General features: G+C 69.6%; 17 protein-coding genes. 10 read left to right on the top strand and 7 right to left on the bottom strand.

The window, feature by feature from the left end; all coding sequences use genetic code 11:
• Positions 1-31: 31 nt before the first annotated feature.
• A complete protein-coding gene (locus tag ACIRBY_RS00845; protein ID WP_403894045.1) occupies positions 32-619 on the bottom strand; it encodes a molybdopterin-dependent oxidoreductase in 588 nt (195 codons plus the stop codon).
• Between the two features lie 420 nt (positions 620-1039).
• Here ACIRBY_RS00845 and ACIRBY_RS00840 point away from each other — a divergent pair, with 420 nt between their 5' ends.
• Positions 1040-2293, top strand: a complete 1254-nt coding sequence (locus ACIRBY_RS00840; protein WP_403894042.1) for a methyltransferase domain-containing protein — start codon at positions 1040-1042, stop codon at positions 2291-2293.
• An 827-nt stretch (positions 2294-3120) separates the two neighbouring features.
• Positions 3121-3822: a M24 family metallopeptidase gene (locus tag ACIRBY_RS00835; RefSeq protein WP_403894039.1), complete on the top strand. Its 702-nt coding sequence runs from the start codon at positions 3121-3123 to the stop codon at positions 3820-3822.
• Positions 3823-3939: 117 nt separating this feature from the next.
• On the opposite strand, the gene ACIRBY_RS00830 is transcribed toward ACIRBY_RS00835, so the two are convergent.
• The 3 genes from ACIRBY_RS00830 to ACIRBY_RS00820 form a co-directional block, all read right to left on the bottom strand.
• Complete coding sequence (locus ACIRBY_RS00830) at positions 3940-4326, bottom strand: excalibur calcium-binding domain-containing protein (RefSeq protein WP_403894036.1); 387 nt, start codon at positions 4324-4326, stop codon at positions 3940-3942.
• Positions 4327-4330: 4 nt separating this feature from the next.
• Positions 4331-5929, bottom strand: a complete 1599-nt coding sequence (locus tag ACIRBY_RS00825; protein WP_403894033.1) for a prepilin-type N-terminal cleavage/methylation domain-containing protein — start codon at positions 5927-5929, stop codon at positions 4331-4333.
• 68 nt (positions 5930-5997) lie between these two features.
• Positions 5998-6633 (bottom strand): hypothetical protein, encoded by a 636-nt coding sequence (locus ACIRBY_RS00820; RefSeq protein WP_403894030.1) that lies wholly within the window; start codon positions 6631-6633, stop codon positions 5998-6000.
• Positions 6634-6991: 358 nt separating this feature from the next.
• On the opposite strand from ACIRBY_RS00820, the gene ACIRBY_RS00815 reads away from it, so the two are divergent.
• Together ACIRBY_RS00815 and ACIRBY_RS00810 are read left to right on the top strand one after the other, a co-directional pair.
• The gene (locus tag ACIRBY_RS00815) at positions 6992-8149 is read left to right on the top strand and encodes a hypothetical protein (protein WP_403894028.1); all 1158 of its coding nucleotides are present in this window, start codon (positions 6992-6994) and stop codon (positions 8147-8149) included.
• 190 nt (positions 8150-8339) lie between these two features.
• Positions 8340-10274, top strand: coding sequence for an FG-GAP-like repeat-containing protein (locus tag ACIRBY_RS00810; RefSeq protein ID WP_403894026.1), 1935 nt, complete (start codon positions 8340-8342; stop codon positions 10272-10274).
• A gap of 179 nt (positions 10275-10453) precedes the next feature.
• On the opposite strand, the gene ACIRBY_RS00805 is transcribed toward ACIRBY_RS00810, so the two are convergent.
• From ACIRBY_RS00805 to ACIRBY_RS00795, 3 genes are all read right to left on the bottom strand, one after another.
• Entirely contained in the window at positions 10454-11005 is a 552-nt protein-coding gene (locus tag ACIRBY_RS00805) for a PadR family transcriptional regulator (protein WP_403894023.1), read from the bottom strand.
• 120 nt (positions 11006-11125) lie between these two features.
• Entirely contained in the window at positions 11126-11944 is an 819-nt protein-coding gene (locus ACIRBY_RS00800; RefSeq protein WP_403894021.1) for a prepilin peptidase, read from the bottom strand.
• Positions 11945-12203: 259 nt separating this feature from the next.
• Positions 12204-12533, bottom strand: a complete 330-nt coding sequence (locus ACIRBY_RS00795) for a type IV pilin protein (RefSeq protein ID WP_403894019.1) — start codon at positions 12531-12533, stop codon at positions 12204-12206.
• A 515-nt stretch (positions 12534-13048) separates the two neighbouring features.
• On the opposite strand from ACIRBY_RS00795, the gene ACIRBY_RS00790 reads away from it, so the two are divergent.
• The 6 genes from ACIRBY_RS00790 (at position 13049) to ACIRBY_RS00765 (ending at position 21838) form a co-directional block, all read left to right on the top strand.
• A complete protein-coding gene (locus tag ACIRBY_RS00790; RefSeq protein ID WP_403894016.1) occupies positions 13049-14665 on the top strand; it encodes a GspE/PulE family protein in 1617 nt (538 codons plus the stop codon).
• 76 nt (positions 14666-14741) lie between these two features.
• The gene (locus ACIRBY_RS00785; protein ID WP_403894014.1) at positions 14742-15953 is read left to right on the top strand and encodes a type II secretion system F family protein; all 1212 of its coding nucleotides are present in this window, start codon (positions 14742-14744) and stop codon (positions 15951-15953) included.
• Complete coding sequence (locus tag ACIRBY_RS00780; RefSeq protein ID WP_403894011.1) at positions 15950-16384, top strand: prepilin-type N-terminal cleavage/methylation domain-containing protein; 435 nt, start codon at positions 15950-15952, stop codon at positions 16382-16384. Before ACIRBY_RS00785 ends, ACIRBY_RS00780 begins: the two co-directional genes overlap by 4 nt.
• Entirely contained in the window at positions 16381-16905 is a 525-nt protein-coding gene (locus tag ACIRBY_RS00775) for a type II secretion system protein (protein WP_403894008.1), read from the top strand. The genes ACIRBY_RS00780 and ACIRBY_RS00775 overlap by 4 nt, the downstream gene beginning before the upstream one ends.
• On the top strand, positions 16902-20729 hold the full coding sequence (locus tag ACIRBY_RS00770) for a hypothetical protein (protein ID WP_403894005.1): 3828 nt from the start codon (positions 16902-16904) through the stop codon (positions 20727-20729). Before ACIRBY_RS00775 ends, ACIRBY_RS00770 begins: the two co-directional genes overlap by 4 nt.
• Complete coding sequence (locus ACIRBY_RS00765) at positions 20726-21838, top strand: type IV pilus twitching motility protein PilT (protein WP_403894002.1); 1113 nt, start codon at positions 20726-20728, stop codon at positions 21836-21838. Before ACIRBY_RS00770 ends, ACIRBY_RS00765 begins: the two co-directional genes overlap by 4 nt.
• The last annotated feature ends 62 nt before the right edge of the window (positions 21839-21900 follow it).

Here is a 21900-nt window from a genome sequence, read left to right as displayed (position 1 = left end):
CCAATCCCACATCCCGACCATGCTCGCTCACCTACGCGCCGCCGTCCTCCTGGTACGAGTGGCGCTGCTCGGTCCACGGGTCGGCGATGGTGTGGTACCCGCGCTCCTCCCAGAAGCCGCGTCGGTCCTGGGTCATGTACTCGATGCCGCGCAGCCACTTCGGCCCCTTGTAGCCGTAGAGGTGCGGGACGACCAGGCGCAACGGGAAGCCGTGCTCGGCGGTGAGCGTCTCGCCGTTGTGGTGTGTTGCCAGGAGCGTCCGGTCGGAGGCGAAGTCCGCGAGGCGGAGGTTGGCGCTGTATCCGTACTCGGCCCACGCCATGACATGGGTGACGTCCGGAGCCGGCGGCGCCAGATCCAGCAGGACGGACGCCGGTACCCCGAAGAACTCGTGGCCGACGGTGGTGGTACCGGAGGCACAGTGCAGATCGGTGGCGATCGTCACCGAGGGAAGGGCCAGGACCTCGTCGAAGACCCAGGCGTACTTCTCGCCCGTCGCGGTGGCGCCGAAAACCTGCAGGTTCCAGCGGTCGGCACGGAACCTGGGGACCGGTCCGTAGTGCGAAACCGGCCAGCCCTTGACCGTGCGCTGCCCAGGAGGAAGGGGGCTGCTGCGCACTGCGCACCTCGTCTCGACTCATACACGCCTAATGGGCAGTGGCGAAGCCGAGTGGGCGATTGACCTCGCAGATGCTGTCCATTCTGGCAGATTCACCTCTTGGATGATTGACCCGAGACACTGAGGTAGCGCAGGCTTGTTTCCGTGTCCGAATCCAGTCGCCCCTCCGGGGTTGGCCTTGATTGACTGACACGCATCGGCCCGGGGCGGAAGAGCGGCTCTCCCCGCCACGGGACCGCCTGCAGGAGACCCTGTGCGCCGATCGCGGTGTTCGGCGCACAGGGGTCCTGCGACCCCCACGAGGGGGACGGCTCACATCTCACAGACGAAGATGGTCTGGCATATGCGGCCTGAATGAGCGCATCCTTGCTTGAATGCCACCTGATGTCGCCAGACCGGCTCGAATGTGAGGAGTGAGAGATGGCGGTCGTCGTCGTACAGCCCGTTCCCGCGGAGACTCCACCCGCGGTGCAGAGGGTGCTCGCCTCGGCGGGCTTGGCCACCCGCACACTCATGATCTCCGACGACGAAGATCCGTTCGCCGACCTCAGCGGGGTCGACGGCCTCCTCATCCTGGGCGGACCGCGATCCGCTCCATCGGACACCGGCCTCTTCGCCGACACCCCTCATTCAGCACTCATTCGGGACGCCCTGGCCGCCGAGGTACCCGTCCTGGCCTTCGGCGCCGGAGCCCGGTTCCTCGCGAAGGACAGGGGGCGAGCAACGCACACCGGCTCCGGAGGCACCCCCGGTGCCGAAGGGACGGTCCGGTTCACGGCGGCCGCCGGCGCCGATCCGGTCTTCGGCGGGACGGCCCGGCCCTCCCCTGGCCTCAGGCCTGCCCTCGACACCCTGGAGCTGCCCGCCGGCGCGGTCGTGCTGGCCTGCAGCGAGGGGTATCCGGAGCAGGCGTTCCGGGTCGGCGCCAGTGCGTGGGGCGTACGGTTCCTCCCGCCGGCCACCACGTGGGCGGAAGAGTCACCATCCGACCTCGCCCTCGACCCGTGGGGCGAGGAGCTCCTGGGCCGATTCGCCGCACTCGTCGTCGCCCGCGCCGAGCACACCGCCACCCGTGCCTTCTTCACGCGCCGGGCCGACGCCTGGGAGGAGCGGTTCGCCTATCAGACCCCGGCCTACGAGGCGGGGGTCAGCCGCATGCGGCTCGCCCCCGGCGGCTTGGCCCTGGACCTCGGCTGCGGTACGGGCCGGGCCATGGCCGCGCTCCGCGCCCAGGTCGGGCCCGAAGGCCGCGTCCTCGGCATCGACGTTACTCCTGCCATGCTCGCGGCCGCCGCACGCCACGGCCGTACCCGTGACGGCCAGCTCCTCGCCGCCGACTGCACGCAGCTCCCCCTGCCCCGCGCATCCGTACGCGGAATCTTCTCCGCCGGCCTCCTCGACCACCTCCCCGACCCGCACGCCGCCCTCGGCGAATGGGCTCGCGTCACCGCGCCTGAGGGCGTCCTGGTCCTGTTCCACCCCTCGGGCCGCGCAGAACGCGCCGCCCGACACGGCCGCACCCTCGACCCCGACGACCTCCTCGCCGAAGACAACCTCCGCACCGCCTTGGAGGCGACGGGCTGGCAACTGGAAGAGTACGAGGACGCCGCCGGCCACTTCCTGGCACGTGCCGTTCCCCGGGCTGCCGTACGACCACACCGCATGACGCTCTGAGAACAGCTCAGACCGCCGCCTTGCCCGGCGCCGCGTGGCGGGCCGTCTTGATCGCTGAGCCACAAGGATGACCGCAAGCGCCGGAATGAGGACCACGTCGGGAACGGCCCCCAGGAGGATCCCGCCCAGAAGGGCGCCCACGGTCGAGCCGGCCACGAGGAGCAGGGCGAAAGGAAGGGTCGCCCGCAACACGGCGAAGCTGCCGTCACGCTGTAGCGGGCGAACGCGACCAGCATGGTCGGCAGCGGCACCAGCAGGGACAGCCTTCCGGCGATCTTGATGTCGACGCCCTACAGCAGCACGAGGGTCGGAATCAACAACTCGCCACCTGCGACGCCCATGATCGCGGCCACCACTCCGATCCGGAAGCCGCCAACGCCCCCGACCGCGGTTCCCGACACGACCTGACTGCCCCGTTCCATCACTCCCCCGGTCGGCTATCCATCAGATGACCCCCAGGTCGTGGGAGATGAAGAGGTAGCTCAGGCCCATCTACTGATGGTTGTTTCCACGCCCCCGCACAACACTTTCTGCGACGACATCAACAGCTCGTACGTGCGGCGCAGTTGTTGTTGCGGGCGGTTGCCCTCGTACGGCGAACCAAGGACGGCGGCCGCAACCCGCCGAGCGCTGGATGATCGACCGGTGATGCCACGCTGCGGACGCTGTTAGGTTCGGCCACGTGGTCAGGGCTCCTCCATCGCCCCAATCGATCACCACCCCCTTTGGGACCGCTCCGGCGCGCCACGGCCGGTTTGGGTGCTGGCCCAAGCGCCGGCCGGCCCGGCAGCAAGCGGCGGGGGTACGGCTGACAGCAAGGACTCACGATGGCGACGTTGGACCGGATGGACATAGGGCTGCGCGGCCTGCACCTGCTGGGAGGCCAGCACATGGCGCAGCGCCTGTTCGCGCAGGTGGCCGGCACTGAGGTGATCAAGCCCGGGCGCAGCGAGGAGGAAGTCGACAACCGGATCGCCCTGATCGCCCGGGACGTGTTCGGCGTCCGAGCGGGCCGGGTCCCCCGTCGGTTCGTGCGGTCCGGCTCGAACACCGTGGTAGGCGGGCGATGGCCGGAACGGGTCATCGGCACGCGGGACCTGGTCGTGCTGGACTTCGAGTCGCTGTTGGCCCCGTACGAGACGGGCTTCGCCCGGACCGTGGCCCTCGGTGACGACCTCGTGCGCCGGCGCCTCGTGCACGACCTGGCCGCCTTGGCCACCGATGCCCGGCATGCCTTTCAGGCCGACGATTCCCTCACTGGTCGCGAGCTCTACGCGCAGGTCCACAGCCTGGCGGTCAAGGCCGGCCGGAGTCTGGGCGCCTGGCATTGCGGTCGGTTGACCGGCACCCCGCCCACGGCGCATGCGCGGGCGGCACGGCCGGAGGCCTACATCAGCCCGGACAACGACCGGCCCCTGCGCCGGACACTGGCGGACGGGTCCCGAGCCCACTGGATCCTTCACATCCACCTCGTCGACGAGCACCGCGGCCACACCGCCGTGCAAACGGAGCTGCTCGACCTCGTCTGACCCGGCCATTGGTCCTCGCGGACCCGCGCACGACCCACATAGGGCGACCCGACCAGGTGCGCCATGCCCGGCCGTGCGCGTCGGTGAAGACGCCGTGCCGAGCATGACGCACTGCTGCTACGTCGCCGATGGTTTGATCGGCTCGATGATCGGTGCACCGTCCACGTCGGTCATGAAGTCACGGCGGACCGGCTTCTTGTCCGTCGGCTTGGGCAGGTTCGGGCACGCGATGCCGTCGCCGTCCCGGTCGAGTCCGTTCGGGTCCAATGCGTTCGCCCGCAGCACCGCTTGCGCGTCCGCCTGGGCCTTGAACGCGCCGCAGTCGACCACGTGCCCCTTGTGCACGTACGGACCGACGTCGAACGTGCGCTCCGGGGCTTCGCTGCCCGCGCACCCGGTCAGTGTGATCGCCGCGATCACACCGACCACCGCGATGGAGGTGACACGACCCGGCCTTGGCCGGTTGTCCCGGCCCTGGTGGATGTTGCGTGACTGGTCTGGCATGGTCCTAGTCCGATCCTGTCCGGAACACCGCGACCTTTTCGTTCACGGGATCGATCGCGTACAGCTTCGCCGTCGTGTCGTTCACGGCCAGCGCGCCGTATTGGAGGGGCGTGCCGAGCGGAGCCTGCGTCAGCAGCGTGGTTCCGTCGACCACCCCGAGGCCGCCCGGCGCCTTGTCGGTCTTCTGTTGTGTGACGAAGAGCCTGTTGAATTTCTTCAGCACGGCGAGCCTGTGCGCGGCGTTCACTGCGGTTCCGCCGGCATTGGACAGTCCGCAGACCGTTACCTGCCGCGTCGCCTTCGTGCCTACGATCTGGTCGATGCGGCCCCCGGAACCACCGCACTGCGCACCACCCGATCCACCGACGGAGTAGACGTAGACCGAGGCTGCCGCGGGGCTGTAGACCGCGGTCTGGGGACCGAACGCCGGTCCCACCGGGTCGTCGATCGCCGTTGACGTACCGTCGGCCGGGTTGACGGCGATCGTCGTCGCGACGGTCTTCCACGTGCCCGGAGCCGCCGGGTCCTGCACGCACCTCCTGGCAAGGAGGTAGACGAGGTTGCGGTTCGGATCGACGACGGTCCTGCCTCGAGCGGAGTTGGCGAGGAGTCCGTCCTCGGTGCCGGTGCTGCAGGCCGCCTTCGTGGAGAAGCGCGCCACGAGCGTGACTCTGTGGGTTTGCGACGAGATGGCGAGGAGACCGGTGTCGGGGCTCACGCCCGCGCCGTTGCCCGCCTTCGTGAGGTACACCGCATGGCGCGCGGGGTCGAACGAAAAGTCCATGCCGAAGCTCGCGCCGGCAGTTCCCACCACGTCCTGTGGGAAGGGAATCGGTGTCGCCGTCGAGCTTCCGGCCGCGATCACGGCGACCCCCGAGATGCTCGGACCACCGGAGCCGACGTAGACCTCACCGTTCTCGGGAGAGACGGCCAGGCCGGCGACGGGCGTCGTGAAGCCGTCGACGCGGGTCACTCGATTGGCGTTGGCCGTGTCGATGACCGCGATGCCGTTCGCACCTCCGACGTAGACCTGCCCCGTGCCGGAGTTGACCGCGATCCGAGTCGGGCTCGACACTGCGCCGGCGACGTCGATCGGAGCACCGATCGGTTTGTCGGTCTTGCCATCGATCACGGTCACGGTGCCGGTTCCGCCGCCTCCGGCCACGACGTACACGCGATCGGCCTTCTCGTCGACCGCAAGGTCGGTCGGAGCCTTACCCACCGTGACCGGGGCCACCGCGCCATCCATTGGAGACGTGTCGTACAGCGTGAACGACGACTTCTCGCCTCGACCACACTTGTTCTCCTCGCCGACCGCCACCATGTTGTAGACCGGTTCGCTGGTCAGCAGCCCGTCGGCTTTGAGATCGTCGACCGTCCCGTAATGCCCGTGCTTCGCGCAGTAGGACTCCTCCGCTGTCCGCAGGGTGGCCGCGTCCGCGGCAACCGCGTTCTTGCGCCCCCTGTCGCCGATGCCCCTGACGGAGAACACCACGATGGCGGAGAGGACGCCCAGGATCACGATCACCACGAGCAGCTCGATGAGCGTGAAGCCGTCCTGGCGTCTGGTGCCCAGGGGGAACAGGCGATGGTCCGGTGTCATGGCAGTCGGGGCTTCTTTCGATCGATGGGTCACGTCCGGCCCAGGCGCACGCGCGGGCCCTTGCCGTGTCACGGCGTTCCCCGTCGCACGGGCTTGGCGTCCTTGGGCGCCGACAGGTCCGGGCATGCGATGCCGTTCCCGTCTGCGTCGAGGTGGTTCGGGTCGGCCGGCGCGAAGCGCAGGACGGCCTGCGCGTCCGCCTGGCTGGCGAAGTCCGGGCAGTCGTAGGCGTCATTGCCGTAGCGCAGGAAGTAGCGGGCGTCGAAGGCCCGGTCCGGCTGCGGGCAGAGCGCGCTGCGGGCGTCGCCGGGACCGCACGGCGCGGGGCGGGGAACCGGTTTGGTGTCGCGGGGTTCCGGCAATCCGCGACACGCGACGCCACCTCCGTCGTCGAGGTGGTTCGGATCGCCGGGATCGGCCCGCAGGACCGCCTGGGCGTCCGCCTGGCTGGCGAACTGGACGCACTCGAAGGCGTCGCCGTGGGTGGCGTATTCCTTCGCATCGAACACCTTGTTGTTCGGGCAGAGGGCGGAGCGCGGGGTGCCCGGCGTGCACCACTCGCGGTCGGGCTTCTTGGCTTGGGCAGCCGTTCCCGACCCACCGCGCGCAAGCACCACGACGACCAGCGCTACCGCCACCACCGCGAGGACAAGCGCACCCCGCTTGATCGCGCGCGAGCCCGACAATCTGCTCAACAGTGCCATACCACGCCTCTGCCCATCATGCCGCCGGCCCCTCCGGTACGTGCCGATGCGGGCCGGCGGCATTCACCCGCCGACCCGCATCGGGCTTGATGCGGGCATTACATCCGCAGCAAGCGCGGTTGTCAACGATTGACTACCGAGTTGACGCGTGAGCACCATCTAGGCAGGTGCGGCACCGCCATGCCGAAAACCTGGCAGATGCCCAGGAGCTCTCGGACATCACCTGATCGCACCCAAAGGGTGCCGGTGCAGCGGCCGTCGCGAACCGGATCACGAGGAGTAGCAGATGCAACAAGAGTTCAGACGCACTCAGAGCGCCCCGACCTCCGTCCGCGCCGCGATGCGCCGGGTACGGAACGTGTTCGCGGCGGGTGCGCTTGCCACGGCGCTGATCGCCGCCGCGGCGCCGGCGGCGTTCGCCACGACGGATTCGCAGGTCGGTGTCGCGAACAACATGTACCCCGCCCTGAAGGACATGAAGGGGCAGATCGCGTCGCTTGAGGGGTTCACCGCGTTCACGGCGAACACCGCCTCGCAGGTCGGCGGGTTCTGGAACAAGCCCGCGATCGACACGTCGACGATGCGGGGGATCACCTCGGGAAATCTGCGCCAGCAGCTGAAGAGCGCCGGACCCTACACGACGTGCAACCCCTCTTCCTCGAACAACTGCCAGGACGGACCGCTGCACATCGACGCGTTCCTGTCGGCGGACGCGACCAACGTGGACGCGGTCATCCCGACAGCGGACGGCGGGACGTGCACGGCGAGCGGGAGCGTGGAGTGCAACGGTGACGCCCTCACCAAGCACGCCGTGGCCATCGGGCGCCTGGCGATCTACAGCTGTAACGGCAGCTGGGCGGGATCGACCAAGGGTGACGACCCGTCCAACGCGGGAAGTCCGCCGCTGGCGTTCGGGGCGGACGCCAATGGCAGCGGCAACGGCAAGGCGCAGTCGCCTCGGTGTGACGCGTCGCCGGTCTCCGGCGGCGCGCCCACGACGATGTCGGGGGTGGTGAGCTGGCTGGGGACGAGCGGGCACCGGATCGCGGTGGCGGACCCGGCCTCCGCGCCCTTCGGTGCAGCGTCCAAGCAGGCGCTGACGCAGAACGGGTTCACCTGGACCGACAGCGGACCGGGGCAGAACGTGTTCCGGGGCAGCGCGTGCGACAGCGCCGGCACGGCCTGCAAGGTGCGCCTGGAATCAGGGATCAGCCAGGTGCGCGGCGCGGTGACGGCGAACGCCGGCGGGAACACCCAGCTGGGTCTCGTCGCGAAGTCAAACGTCGCGAACGTGAGCTGGACGTCGAGTTCGCTGAACGGCACCACGAGCAATGACCCCAACACGTGGACCGAGGTCAACCCGAGCGCGTACTCCGGCTACGGAGCCATCCAGCAGTTCGGCGTCGCCCTGACCGGCGGCAACACCGGCGCGGCGGCTGCCTGGGACGACCTGTTCAACAACCAGTGGGACTTCGACAGCACCATCCAGTCGACCCTCTCCGCCTACGGCTACTAGGCGATCCGGAACACCGGGCAACGGACCGTCGGCCGGGTACCAGCACCGCCCGCCGACGGTCCCGCCACGTGATGCGCACCGACCGCGCCTCCAAGTTGTCACTGACTGACTAGCGGAGTCGATCACCCGTCGTCATGTCGGAGCGCGCCATCCATGCCTATGCATCGGGCCCTGAGGAGGGGCCTCATCCATGAACAGATCATCCCGCCGGCGAATTCCGGCGCTCGTCTTCGCGGTGGCGACCGTCGTGATGGCCGCCACCCCGGTCTCAGCGGCCGGCGCCGACACGACCGGCTTCGGTACCGCGGCGAACCTCGACGACAACGGCCGCGGCAGCGCCGCCGTCGCGATCGGCGATCTCAATGACGACGGCAAGCCGGACCTCGTGACGGCGATCCGCACCGAGGGCCTCGGCGTCTTCCTCGGCTCGGGCGGCGGCTTCGGCGCCGTGACGAAGTACGCGGCACCGCTCACCTCGTCGAGCCTCTTCATCAATTCGGCCCTGATCCAGGACGTCAACGGCGACGGCCACAAGGATGTCGTCAGCCAGGACTCGCGCGGCAACGTCGCCCTGGTCTGGCTCGGCGACGGTTCCGGCGCTCTCGGCGCGGGGGCGGCGGTGGAACTCAACCCGACGCCCGGATGCGACACCACGGGCGACAACCCGTGTGTCGCGCGCTTCCCGGCCAGCGTCGGCGTGGGCGACTTCGACGAGGACGGCAAGCCGGACCTCGCGACGGCCAACACGAACACGAACAACGTCGCGGTGGTGCTCGGCAACGGCGACGGCACGTTCGGTGCGGCGACCCGCTTCGGGCTGGCCGGCGGCACCGGCCCGCAGGGCATCGCGGCCGCGGATCTCAACGGCGACGGCCACCTGGATCTCGTCACGTCGAACTCCTCGACCGGCACCCTTTCCGTGCTGCTGGGCGACGGCGACGGGGGCTTCGGGACGGCGTCGAGCGTCCCGGCGGGCCTGACGCTGCCGTCCAAGCTCACGCTCTCCGACGTCAATGAGGACGGCAAGCAGGACGCCGTCATCGTGGCGCCGGGCACGCCGGGGCACGTCGCCGTCCTGCTCGGCGACGGTGCCGGCGGGTTCGCCGCCGCGAGCGTCCTGTCGGCGGGATCGAACCTCACCTCCGCGTCGGTCTCCGACCTGAACGGCGACGGCCACGCCGACCTGGTCGTCTCCAGCTCCAGCTCGCACCAGGTCATCGTGCTCGAGGGCGACGGTACGGGTGCGTTCGGCAGCCCGCTCGCCTTTGGTCTGAACGGCGCTACCAACCCGCAGGCCGCGGCGGTGGCCGACCTCGACGGCGACGGGCGTCCCGATGTCGTGACGGCCAACAGCAACAGCTCGGCCACGTACGTCAAGGACGCGTCGGTGCTGCTCAACACGACGAACCGGCCGCCGACGGCGGCGAGTGAGTCGTACACCCACGTCGGCGCGGACACCCCGCTCGTCGTCGGCGCTCCCGGCGTCCTCGGCAACGACACGGATCCTGACGGCAACACGCTGACGGCGTCAGTCGTGACCGGCCCGACGCACGGCACCCTCACCCTCAACCCGGACGGCTCGTTCAGCTACCAGTCCGCGAGCGCCTACGTCGGGAGCGACAGCTTCACGTACAAGGCCTCCGACGGCGCGGACGACACCAACGTCGCCACCGTGACGATCAACGTCTCGGCCGGCTGCAACGGTCTCGCCGCAACGATCACCGGCAACGGGATCGTGAACGGGACGAGCGGCGACGACGTGATCGTGACGGGCAACGGGAACGACACCGTCAGCGGGAACGGCGGCAACGACACGATCTGCACGTTCGACGGCAACGACACCGTGTCGGGCGGCAGTGGAAACGACTACGCCGACGGTGGGGACGGCAACGACCTCATCAGCGGCGGCAGCGGCAACGACGTCGTCCGTGGCGGGGCCGGCGATGATGCACTCTCCGGTGGCTCCGGCAACGACACCGTGGTCGGTGGCGCCGACAGCGACAGTCTCTCCGGCGGTAGCGACACGGACGTCTGCGCCGGCGACGCCAACGGCGGCCCGACGCTCTCGGGCACGGATTCGATCGCGGCCGGAGGCTCCTGCGAGACCGTCGTAGAGGTGCCGTAGCCGACCGGCTGATTCCGGCGGCTGCCCATTGGGCCGACGGGCTCGGCGATTGCGAAGACGCGATCGCCGGGCCCGTCCGTCGTGGTCGTTGCCGGCCGGTGCCGGCGGCCGGACCGAGCCGTACGCAAGCCCGCAGCGGTGATGCGGATACCGAGAGGCGGACGCGTACAAGCGTGACGTCAGCCGGTCTTGATGGCCGACCGCGTCGAGTCGACGTCAACGGCGTCGAGAAACCGGCGCGCGGCGCGGACGTCTTCCAGCCGCAAGGCATAGCTCGCGCGGGCGATGTGGTCGCCCGCGGCCTCCTCCTTGGCGCGCAGCGACTCCTCGATCTCGTCCATGACGACCCGTTGACGCTCGACCAGCCGGGCCGGGCTGGTGCCGCGGCGCTGGAGCAGCAGAAGCTTGCACGTGAGCTCGGCGCGGACGTCGAACAGTTCGGTCACGGGCTCGCTGAGCCACCGGGTGACCGTCGCCTTCGCCGAGCGGGTGGCGGCGTAGATGATGCGCTGCGGTCCGCGATTGCCTTCCTCAGCACCGACCGCCGTGATCAGCTCGCGTTCGACCAGCCGCGTGATCGACCGGTAGACCATGGGTCGCGAGATGTACCAGAACTCACCGATCTCTGCGCCCTCCGCGGTCAGGGCCGCGATGGCGAAGCCGTGGCTGGATCGTTCGGCCACGAGCGCAAGTACGATCCACTCGGCGAGTGGCAGATCAGGTTGCTCCATGGTGACCAGAGTAACTGCTAGGTAACCTCGGTAAGGGGCGTCAATGGTGCTCTGTGATGTCGACCGAGCCTGGAGCCGGTGACCGGCCCGGCGCCTGACGTCCTAGCCCGGGTGTTCGTGTCAGGGGCGGCCCGTTGTCAGCGGCGCACCCGTCGCGTTCAGGTCACTCACGGTCTCGTACCAATGGACGACAGGAGCGCCGATGAGGGTCGCGGCGATGGCGCCGGCCACGAGGAACACGCCGAAGGGGAGGCGGGTGTGGCGGGTCGCCCGCCCCATGGCCATGAGAGCGGTGCCCACCAGCAACCCGGCGCCGCTGCCGGCCAGCACCGCGAAGACGACGTACGACGGACCGAGCCAGCCGAGCCCGGTGCCGAGCAGGCCGGCCAGGCGCACGTCGCCGAATCCGAGCCAGGTCGGCCGGACCCAGTGCAGGGCGAAGAAAGCAGCGAATCCGCCCACTCCGCAGGCCGCGGTCACGCCGAGCCGATGCCACTGGCCGGTGGCCGCCGCGGCTACGAGCAGACAAGCGGCGGTAAGCGCGAGGGTCGGGTAGATCAGCCGCCTGGGGAGCAGGAACTGTTCGGCGTCACAGGCAGCGAGAGCCAGCAGCCCTGCGGTGAAGACCAGGGCGGCCGGTAGCGTTTCCGACCTGCCGAAGCGCAGCGCCATGGCGACGAACAGGAGCGCGGTGAGCGCTTCGATGAGCGGGTAACGCGCGGGGATCGGAACCCGGCAGGCCCGGCAGCGTCGGCCCAGCAGGAACCAGGACACGATGGGGATGTTGTCCCGGAGCGCGATCGGCGTGGCGCATCGCGGACAGGCGGAGCGGGGCCGCGCGACCGAAAGGCCGGCGGGCACTCGCGATACGGCGACGTTGAGGAACGACCCCACCGCGAGTCCCAGCAGACCAATGACCACAAAAAGTGCAATTCGCATGGGCGCAATGGTGCCTTAGCGGGCGTAGCGGCCGCTATGGGCACGATGAGAGCGGTCCATGCCGGCGCTCCATGCGCCCGTGAATCTCGCTGCGGCCGACCTCACCAGCCGCACGCTGGTCCATGCCCACGGCGATTCCGGCGATTCCGCTACCGCGGGCCGCTGAACACGGTTCGCCAGGCGGCACTTCCGATGCCACCTGGCGAACCCGACCGTCGGGCGCCGCCGACAGCCGACGTATCGGGCCAGAACTCCCCTGTCAGGTGCAGGGGCTCGGGTTCTTCGGCGTGATCTCGTACGTGGCGTTAGGTGCGGCTGAAGTGGCGTCGTACCAGGCGGAGGCGCTGGACAGGAATCCACCGTCCACCAGCTGTTGCATGGAGCCGTACTTGCCGCTGTTGGCGAAGAGCGCCTCTTCCGCGGTCTGGATCGTGGACTTGTCGGTCTTACACGCCGAACCCTGCCCCTTGTCGTTGATGCCGCGGACGGAGAAGACGACGATGGCGGACAGGATGCCGAGGATCACGATGACCACGAGAAGCTCGATGAGCGTGAAGCCGGCTTCCGTCGTCTCGCTCTGTGCACGCATTCGCCGGCGCAACTTGCCTTGCAGGTTTGTGAACATCTCTCTCCATCTACAGCGACCGGCACAAGCACGCCGAGCACTAGTAACGACGTGAATAATCAGCGGCAGACTACTGAGCGAGCGATGGGCCCACAAGGGTCGCCTCGGCAGGCATCGGCACATCCGGAGGCTTGAATGGCCGTGGAGTGGCATGCTGTAGTCTGCCGCTGACTAATCAGTAGCTGACAGTTATGCGGATGTGCCCGCGCCGGATGATCGGCCGCTGCTCTGGGTGCGCGAAGGGGTGGGTTTCCTTGGAGAATCGCCGGTTTCTCCGGCGCCGCGCGGCGCCGACAAGCCCTGCGGTCGAGGACGTCACCCCGCCCGGCGGAATGCGGGACCCGGCGCCGTCTGCGGTCCCGGCGGGCGAACCGATCCGGGAGGCAACGGCCGACGCGGCGCACTCGTCGCCCGCGGGGCAGAAGAGTCCGCGCATCGGTGAACTGTTGGTGCAGCGCGGACTACTCACCCCGGCGCAGGTGGACGAGACGCTTCTGCAGCAGTCGGCCTCGGGCAAGCGACTCGGCGTGCTGCTGGTCGAACTCGGCATGGTCGAGGAGCGGTCGCTGATCGAGGCGCTCTCGGTCCAGTTGGAGGTCCCCGTCGCCGACCTGCGCCAGAGCGAACCCGATCCCGAGGCCGCCGCTCGTGTGCCGGAGGCGCTGGCCCGCTCCCTCGGCGTCGTCGCGGTGCGGCGGTCCGAGGGCACGCTGCTGATCGCGGCGGGCGACCCGGGAGACCCGCGCGTGCTCGACGAGGTCGGCCGGGCCGTCGCACCGGACCGGGTGCAGGTGGCGATCGCAGCTCCCTCTGACATCCGGCGCTCGATCGACAGCGCCTACCGGGCGCTGGCCGGCGTCAGCAGCCTGGTCGAGGCTTTCGAGGCGACCGAGACCGGCCGCAGCGCCGCTTCCGGGGCCAGGGTGGTGAGCGAGGACGCGCCGGTCGTTCACCTGGTCAACCTCATGCTGACCCAGGGCCTGCGCGACCGGGCGTCGGACATCCACGTCGAACCGCACGGCGACCGGGTCCGGGTCCGGTACCGCATCGATGGGGCACTGCACGACGTGCTGAGCCTTCCGGAGAACATGGGCCCGGCCGTGGTCAGCCGGATCAAGATCATGGCCAACATGAACATCGTCGACCGGCGGCGCCCACAGGACGGGCAGATCGCCACCGAGATCGACGGCAGGTCGGTCGACATCCGGGTCGCGACCACCCCCACCATCTGGGGTGAGAAGGCGGTGCTGCGGCTGCTCGACAGCAACCGCGTACTGCTCCGCCTGGCCGACCTCGGCATGCCCGCAGCGACCTACGAACGGTTCTCGTCCCTGCTGCGCTCCCCCCACGGCATGGTCGCCTGCGGCGGGCCGACCGGCAGCGGCAAGACGACGACCCTGTACGCCACGCTCGGTGAGCTGAACCAGAGCGAGCGCAACATCACCACCATCGAAGACCCGGTGGAGTACGTGTTCCCGTCGGTCAACCAGATCCAGATCAACGACCAGGCGGGCATCACGTTCGCGACCGGGCTGCGCTCGATCCTCCGGCAGGACCCCGACGTCATCCTGGTCGGCGAGATCCGGGACGCCGAGACGGCACGGATCGCGGTCGAGTCCGCCCTCACCGGCCACTTCGTACTGTCCTCCATCCACGCCGCCGACGCCTGCTCCGCGCTGCACCGGTTCACCGACATGGGCATCGAGCCGTTCCTCATCACCTCGACCGTCTCCGGCGTGGTCAGCCAGCGCCTGGTGCGGCGGATCTGCGACCAGTGCCGCGAGCCGTACCAACCGGGCGTGGACGAACTGGCCTTCTTCGCAAAGGCCGGCGGGTCGACCGACACCGAGTTCTGGCAGGGCCGGGGCTGCAACTTCTGCTCCCGGACCGGCTACCAGGAGCGGATCGGCGTCTTCGAACTGCTCGTGATGAGCGACGCGGTCAAGCGGCTGCTCGTCGAGAAGGCGTCGATCGGAAGCCTCCGCAAGGCCGCCCGCGAGCAGGGCATGGACAGCCTCCTGGACGGAGGCGTCCGTCTCGTGGAAGAGGGGACCACGACCATCGCCGAGATCATGTCCAGCGTGTACGTGGTCTAGTGCCCGGCCCGCTGCACGCGGCACCCACACCCTCACGACGCGAAACCCCGACACCAGAAACCAGGAAGGTACAGGCATGGCCAGCTTCAAGTACGTCGCGGTCGGCCCCGACGGGAAGCAGGTCACCGGCGTACTCACCGGCTCCAGTGTCGACGGCGTGACCGACAGCCTGTCCCGGCAGGGCTACGACGTGCAGTCGGTGAAGGACGCGGGCCGCAACCTGCTCCAGCTCGAACTGACCGCGGAGAAGGTGAACCTGGTCGAGCTGAGCAACTTCTCCCGCCAGATGGCCGCCTTCATCAAGGCTGGAGTGCCCATCCTGGACGCCCTGGAGATCATCCGCGCCGAGACCAAGGACAAGAAGCTGGCCAAGGTGCTCGTCGACGTCATGGACTCGCTGCGGTTCGGCGAGAGCTTCGCGGGCGCGATGGCCGTCCACACCAAGGCGCTCCCCCCGTTCTACATCTCCGTCCTCCGCTCGGCGGAGGCGACCGGTGAGCTCGACGTCGTCATGGCCCAGTTGGGCCGCTACATCGAGCGCGACGTCGAGGCCCGGCGCAATATCCGCTCCTCCCTGACGTATCCGAGCCTGGTGATGGTCCTGGCTATCGCCGTCGTCCTCGTCCTCGTCATCTTCGTGCTGCCCCGCTTCAAGCTGTTCTTCGAGTCCTTCAACGCGGAGCTGCCGCTGCCGACCCGGATCCTGCTGGGCTTCACGGACTTCGTCACAGCCTGGTATCCGGTCATCGCCGGTGTGCTCGTCGCACTCGTCGTGGCACTGATCGCCGGTTTGCGAACCGAGCGGGGACGGGCACTGCGCGACCGCTTCCTGCTGGCGATGCCGGTGCTCGGCGACGTGGTCCGCTTCATGGTCATCGAACGGTTCTGCCGCATCCTCACCTCGATGATCAAGGCCGGTGTGCCCATCCCGGAGGCGCTCAGCCTGGCCTCCTCGGGTGCCAACAACCTGGTGTACGAACGGTCCATCGGGACGGCCCAGAAGGAGATGCTTGAAGGCGGCGGCATCTCCGGGCCCATGGCCCGCACCAAGCTGTTCCCCGGGGCGGTCACCCAGATGATGCGTGTCGGGGAAGAGACCGGGACCCTCGACGACCAGCTCGACAACGTGTCGGAGTTCTACGAGAAGGAGCTGCAGCACAAGCTCAAGCGGCTGACCAGCTTGTTCGAACCGGCCGTGGTGGTCATGGTCGGGGTCGTCGTGGGATTCGTGGCCGTCGCCCTCCTCTCGGCGATCTACGGCGTCTACAACCAGGTCGACGTCCCGTGACCGGCCCGGTCCGTCGCCCGCGGCGCCGGCGCGGCGAAGAGGGCGAGACCCTGGTCGAGGTCCTCGTGGCCGTGGTGCTCATCGGCGTCGCCTTCGTGGCCATCCTCGGGGGCATGGGCACCGCGATCATCAGCTCGGCCAAGCAACAGCAGGTGACCGGCGCCGACGCGGTCATCCGCAGCGCCGCCGAGAAGGTCGTCAGTGCCCCGTACGTGTCCTGCGCCCGTGGTTACGAGACTCCGACGCCGCCGACCGGGTACACCGTGGCCGTCGAGATCGAGTACTGGGACGGGGTGGGCGCGTTCGGCCGGTCCTGCCCGACGGCCGATACCGGAGTGCAGAAGGTGACGCTCACCGTGCGCTCGACCGGCCCACGCCCTGTCAGGGACGCGACGCTCGAGGTGGTCAAGCGGGAGTCGATGCTGTCATGACGAAACGACGGCCGACCGCGGGCTCGGAGTCGGGGTTCACCCTGACCGAGATGCTGGTCACGATCGTCATCGTGGGCATCATCGCGACCCTGCTGCCCACGGCGATCATTCTCGGACTGCGGTTCACGGCCGACACCGAGAAGCGGGTGTCCGCCACCAGCGCGGTCGGCACGCTGGGCCGCTACTTCTCCGGCGATGTGCAGAGCGCGTTCCGGGTCACAACCGATCCCGCATGCGGCGTGACCGGCGTGATCGTCCACCTGAGCGGATCCGGCACCGACGTCGTCTACACCTACGACCAGCCGACCGGTGCCCTCACCCGCGTGAAGTGTACGGACGGAGACACCGTCACCACCTTGCTGGGCCGCTTCGACCACGCCGCGCCGACCCGTCCAGTGACTCTGACCTGCGGTGCCGAGAACCCGTGCACCTCGTCCATGGAGGTAACGCTGACCGTGCGGAGCGACCCCGCCGCGCCCCCGACTACCCTGACCGCCGTCCGACGATCGAGTGCCTCATGACCGGCCGCCTGGATCCACGTCGCCTGCGCGACGACGAAGAGGGCGGGACGCTGATCCTCGCACTGGCCTTCGTCGTCGTCTTCAGCCTGGTCACCGTGTCGGTCCTGTCCTTCGTCGGTACGGGACTGAAGACGGCGAGCGTGTACGTCGACCAGGGCAAGCGGAGCTACAGCGCGGACGGTGCCACGCAGCTCGCGATCAAGAACTTCTCGCAGGGCAACCCGTGCGCCCCCTACACCGCCCCGCCGATCAACGGCCGTCAGATGATCGTCCACTGCGACCCCCTCAACGCGTCTCCTATAGCCTCGCGCTCGACCCAACCGCAGGACGCGCTACGCAGCCTGGGCCAGACTCCCAGCGACGGCATCAACGTGACCACGCCCGGCCTGCGCGTGCAGGGCAGCGTCTTCTCCCACTCGAACGTCACCACCGGCGCAGGCGCCTCAATGGTGGTGTCGGGCGATGTCTCCGCCGTCGGTGACTGCTCCAGGGCCGTGTCACAGCCCCAGCTGGCCGCGAACCAGGCGCCATACACGCACGGCTGCGCCAACGACACTCCGTCGGCCCCCGCCGACAGGGTCGTGGGCGCCGACCCGGACTACACTCCGCCCGCAACGGCCGTCCCCGTCCGGCAGACGGTGCCGGCCTGCCCCGGCCCCGGTGCCTGGCTGGTGAGGTTGCAGCCGGGCTACTACGACGACGCCCGCGCCCTCACGCGCCTCACCGGTGGTGACTGCCCGGGGGTCGTCGTGTGGCTACAGCCGGGTGTCTACTACTTCGACTTCACCTTCACCGGCGGCACCGCGGTCTGGACGGTCAACGACCCGACGGTCAGCGTGGTCGGCGGCACGCAGGCGGGCTGGGATCCCGGGGCGTCCACCCGCCCGGCCATTCCCGTCCCCGGCGGTTGCGACACGACGCGGCGCGAAGGCGTCGAGGTCATGATGGGCGGCGGCAGCCAGTTCCAGGTCGACCGCGGGCACGCCGAACTGTGCGCCCCGGTGCCCCCGGACACCCAGCAGGTGGCGGTGTTCGGGGTCCAGCCGCCGAGGCCGTCACACATGCTGAAGCCGACAGCGGTGCTCACGAACACCGGCTTCACCAACCCGGCCCATGCCCTGACCAGTGGCGAACGGCCGACCCTGCCGGGATGTGCGCAGCCGACGGGCCCCGCGAGCTGCACGGCCGACGCCGCCCTCGACCCGACCAATCGCCGGTCGGCCTCGATGCAGCTCGCCGGCTTCACCCCCCAGGTGCCGCCGGGCTCGGTCATCACCAGCGCGACGCTGCATGTCAGGCACGAGGACGCCGGCAACCTGACCGGCCCCGGCGCGGTGGCAGTCACCGCCGCGGTCGGCGGGGACATCTGCCGCACCGACAACCTGCCCCGGCACGCGACGCTCGCCGAAGATCCCCCGATCGACCTCCTGGGCGCATGCGGGCTCACCGACCCGGCCCGGCTCAACGGCCTGGAGGTGACCTACGCCGCCACCCTGGACCCCGACGGCACCACCGCCACGGAACGCCTGGACGGCATCTGGATGGAGGTCGCCTACCGCACGCCGACCACGTTCAAGCCGACCGCCGTGACCGCATCGACCGGGTTCGCCGCCAAGGGCACCGCTCCCGACAACGCCTTGGAGATCGGCGAACAGCCGACAGCTCTGGTGGCCGGCGCCGATCTGACCACGGCGGCCCCGTCCGCGTCGATCACCCTGGCCGGGTTCGGCCAGCCTCCCGTGCCGCCGGGGTCGACGATCGACTCTGCCGTGCTGCGGGTGGCCCATCAGGAGACCGGCGACGCGGCGGCGCCCGGCATCAACGTGACTCCCGCGGGTGGCGGCGGCCGTTGTGCCAACCTGCCGCTCACCGCGCGGGCCGGCCTGGGCGACGACCGCATCGACCTGAAGGCGTGCGGCATCACCGACCCAGCACAGCTGACCGGTCTGGCCGCGACCTACACCGTCGGGCTGAAGGCGGACGGTACCGCAGGCGGCAGCACTCTGGACGGCATCTGGCTCGAAGTCGTGTACGACCCGCCACCGCCACGGCCGGCGATGAGCGCGGAGTCGACGACGTTCATCCGCGCGACCAACGCCCAGGCGATCGACGGCGCCAACACGGCCCACGCCACACTCGACTCGGTCACGACACCGACCGCCACCATCGACCTCGGTGGTTACGACACCCCTGCGGTGGCTTCCGGCTCCGTCCTGGACAGGGCCCTGCTGCACGTCGCGCACCGCGAGGATCCCGGAGCGACCGGAGGACAGCCGCCTGCGGCCTCGGTCACCCTGACCGGGCCCGGCGTACCCCCGTCCTGCACCGCCCCGCAGAAGCTCGCCGCGCGCCAGGGCGCCCTGGCCACCGACACCCTGGACCTGGTCGCCCTCTGCAGGCTGACCGACCCGGCCCAGCTGACCGGCCTGGTCGTGACCTACTCCGCCACCCTCGGCGACGGCAGCACCACCGCCACTGATCAGCTCGATGGCATCACCCTGGAACTGGCCTACCGCCCCCCAGTCTCGGTACGGCCCACTCAGGCGACCAGCACCGCGACGCCCACCTCAGCGGCATTCCTCAGTCCGAAGAACGCGGAGGCGATCGACACCACCAGCTCGACGGCGACGCTCGCCACGGCCACCCCGTCGGCGTCGATCCGTCTCGGCGCGTTCGCGATGCTCCCGCTGCCGGCGGGAGCGGTGATCGACAAGGTCGTGCTGCGCGTATCGCACCAGGACGACGACACCACCACGGCACCACCCTCGCCGACGGAGCCCCCCACGACCGCGCTGACCGTCTCCGGCACCGGTACCGCCTGCGACGCGAACCACGCCCTTCCTGCCCATAAGGGAACGCTCGGTGTCGACATAGTCGACCTCGGCGCCTGCGGGGTCACGAAGGCCGACCAGTTGTCCAAGCTCGCTGTCGACTACGCGGCGAGGTTGGGCGCGGGCAGTACCGGCGCCACCGTCCAGCTGGACGGCGTCGCATTGGACACCGTGTTCCGAGCCCCGTCCATCCGGCCCGTGTCAGGCTGCCTCACCGAGGGCAACCGCTGCGCGGTGCTGAAGTCGACCGATGCCGCCGACACGACCACCGCTCACACGCGCCTGGTGATCAATGGCACCGTCTACGCACCGACCGCTGCTGTGGACCTGTCGATGAGCCAGGTCAGCTCGCAGGTCGTCGCCCGCGGCATCATCGCCCGGACGATCGGCCTCGGCATCAGGCCGGCCGCCGGATACCTCCGCCCGGTCATCGGGATCCCACCGGAGCCGGTGCTGTTCACGACCTATCCGGCCGTGATCGCGAAACCGGCGTCGGTCACCGCGATCACCGGGTTCACGCCCCCTGCTCCCGGCGCGCCCGTCGACGTCACGGACGCCACCATCCCTGGCGGTGGCCAGGCCTCGGTCACGTTCCGCGGCTACGCCCAGCCAGCACCGGCCACGTCCGGACCACTCGACCACGCCGTCCTGCAGGTGGCGCACCACGAGGACGGCGACGTGACGTCAGTGGAGATGTCGGTCGACTTCCCTGGCAGCACCTGCACCGGTGCCGGCAACTCACTCGACGTGCCGGTCCGTCTCGGCTCCGGCGGCCCAGTAACCGACCAGATCGACCTGGCGCGGTGCGGCCTGACCAGGGCCTCCCAGCTTGCGAGCCTGACCGTCACCCGCACCGTCACCGCCGGGAGCGGCGGTGCGACCGAGCGCCTCGCCGGCATCCGGATCGCCCTGCTGTCCGGCCCGCTCGTCCAGGCCGCCGTGTCCTTCGACGGCCACACCAGCACCGTCAAGCAGTGGAAGGTCCTGCCATGAGCAAGCACGCCACCTTGGAGTCCTCCGTGTCCGGGCCAAGCTCCGCGATCATTGACCGCCTTCTCGACGAGCTGTGGGAGCGAGGCGGCAGCGACCTGCTGCTCACCTCCGGCTCTGCGCCGTTTCTCCGCGTCGACGGCGCCCTGCGACCGGTTGAGGGGGCCGCGCTGACCGAGCCGGAGGTCGACCGCCTCGTGACCGGGGTGCTGGGTGAGGAGCTCACGGAACGGTTCCGCCGGGAGAAGCAGGTCGATTTCGCGTTCAGCTGGGGGGAGAAGGCCCGGTTGCGCGGAAACGCATTCGTGCAGCGCGGCGCGTCGGCGCTGGCGCTGCGGATCATCCCCTTCAACGTGCCGTCGTCCGAGCAGCTCGGCCTTCCCCCGGCCGTCCTGGGGTGGGCGGGCATGCCACGCGGGTTTGTGCTGGTCACCGGGCCGACCGGGTCGGGGAAGTCGACGAGCCTGGCGGCGCTGGTCGACCACGTCAACACGCACCGGTCAGTGCACATCCTCACCATCGAGGACCCGATCGAGTACCTTCACCAGCACAAGCGCTCGGCGGTCAGCCAGCGCGAGGTCGGCACCGACACGGACTCGTTCCCCGCCGCGCTGCGTGCGGCCCTGCGCGAGGATCCCGACGTCCTGCTCCTCGGCGAGATGCGCGACCCGGAGAGCATCTCCGCGGCCCTGACCATCGCCGAGACCGGCCACCTGGTGTTCGCCACCCTGCACACCAACGACACGTCACAGACGCTGGACCGCATCGTCGACGTGTTCCCGGCCGAGCAGCAGCCACAGATCCGGCTGCAACTGGCGCACACCCTGGTCGGCATCCTCAACCAGACCCTCATCCCCCGGCTCGGCGGGGGCCGGGCGGCCGCCTTCGAGGTGCTGGTCGGAACGTCGGCGATCCGCAACCTGATCCGCGAGGGCAAGACCCGCCAGATCCGCAACATGATCTCGACCGGCCACCGGGAGGGCATGCAGACCCTGGAGACCGGCATCAACGCCCTCGTCGCGGCCGGCACCATCGCCTACGAGGAAGCTGTGCGGCACACGGCCCACCCGGAAGACATCCAACGCCCCGTCGCCCCGGTCGCCCGCATTTGACGCCCCATGGGTCCCCCCGGTGCCGCGGTGTCGGCGACACGTCCCGCTGGTAGTCGTCGAGC

It is taken from the genome of Streptomyces sp. NPDC096136 (genome assembly GCF_044763325.1).
GTDB lineage: Bacteria > Actinomycetota > Actinomycetes > Streptomycetales > Streptomycetaceae > Streptomyces.
Note: the sequence above shows the minus strand (reverse complement) of the source record. Positions and strands in the feature narration are given on the sequence as shown.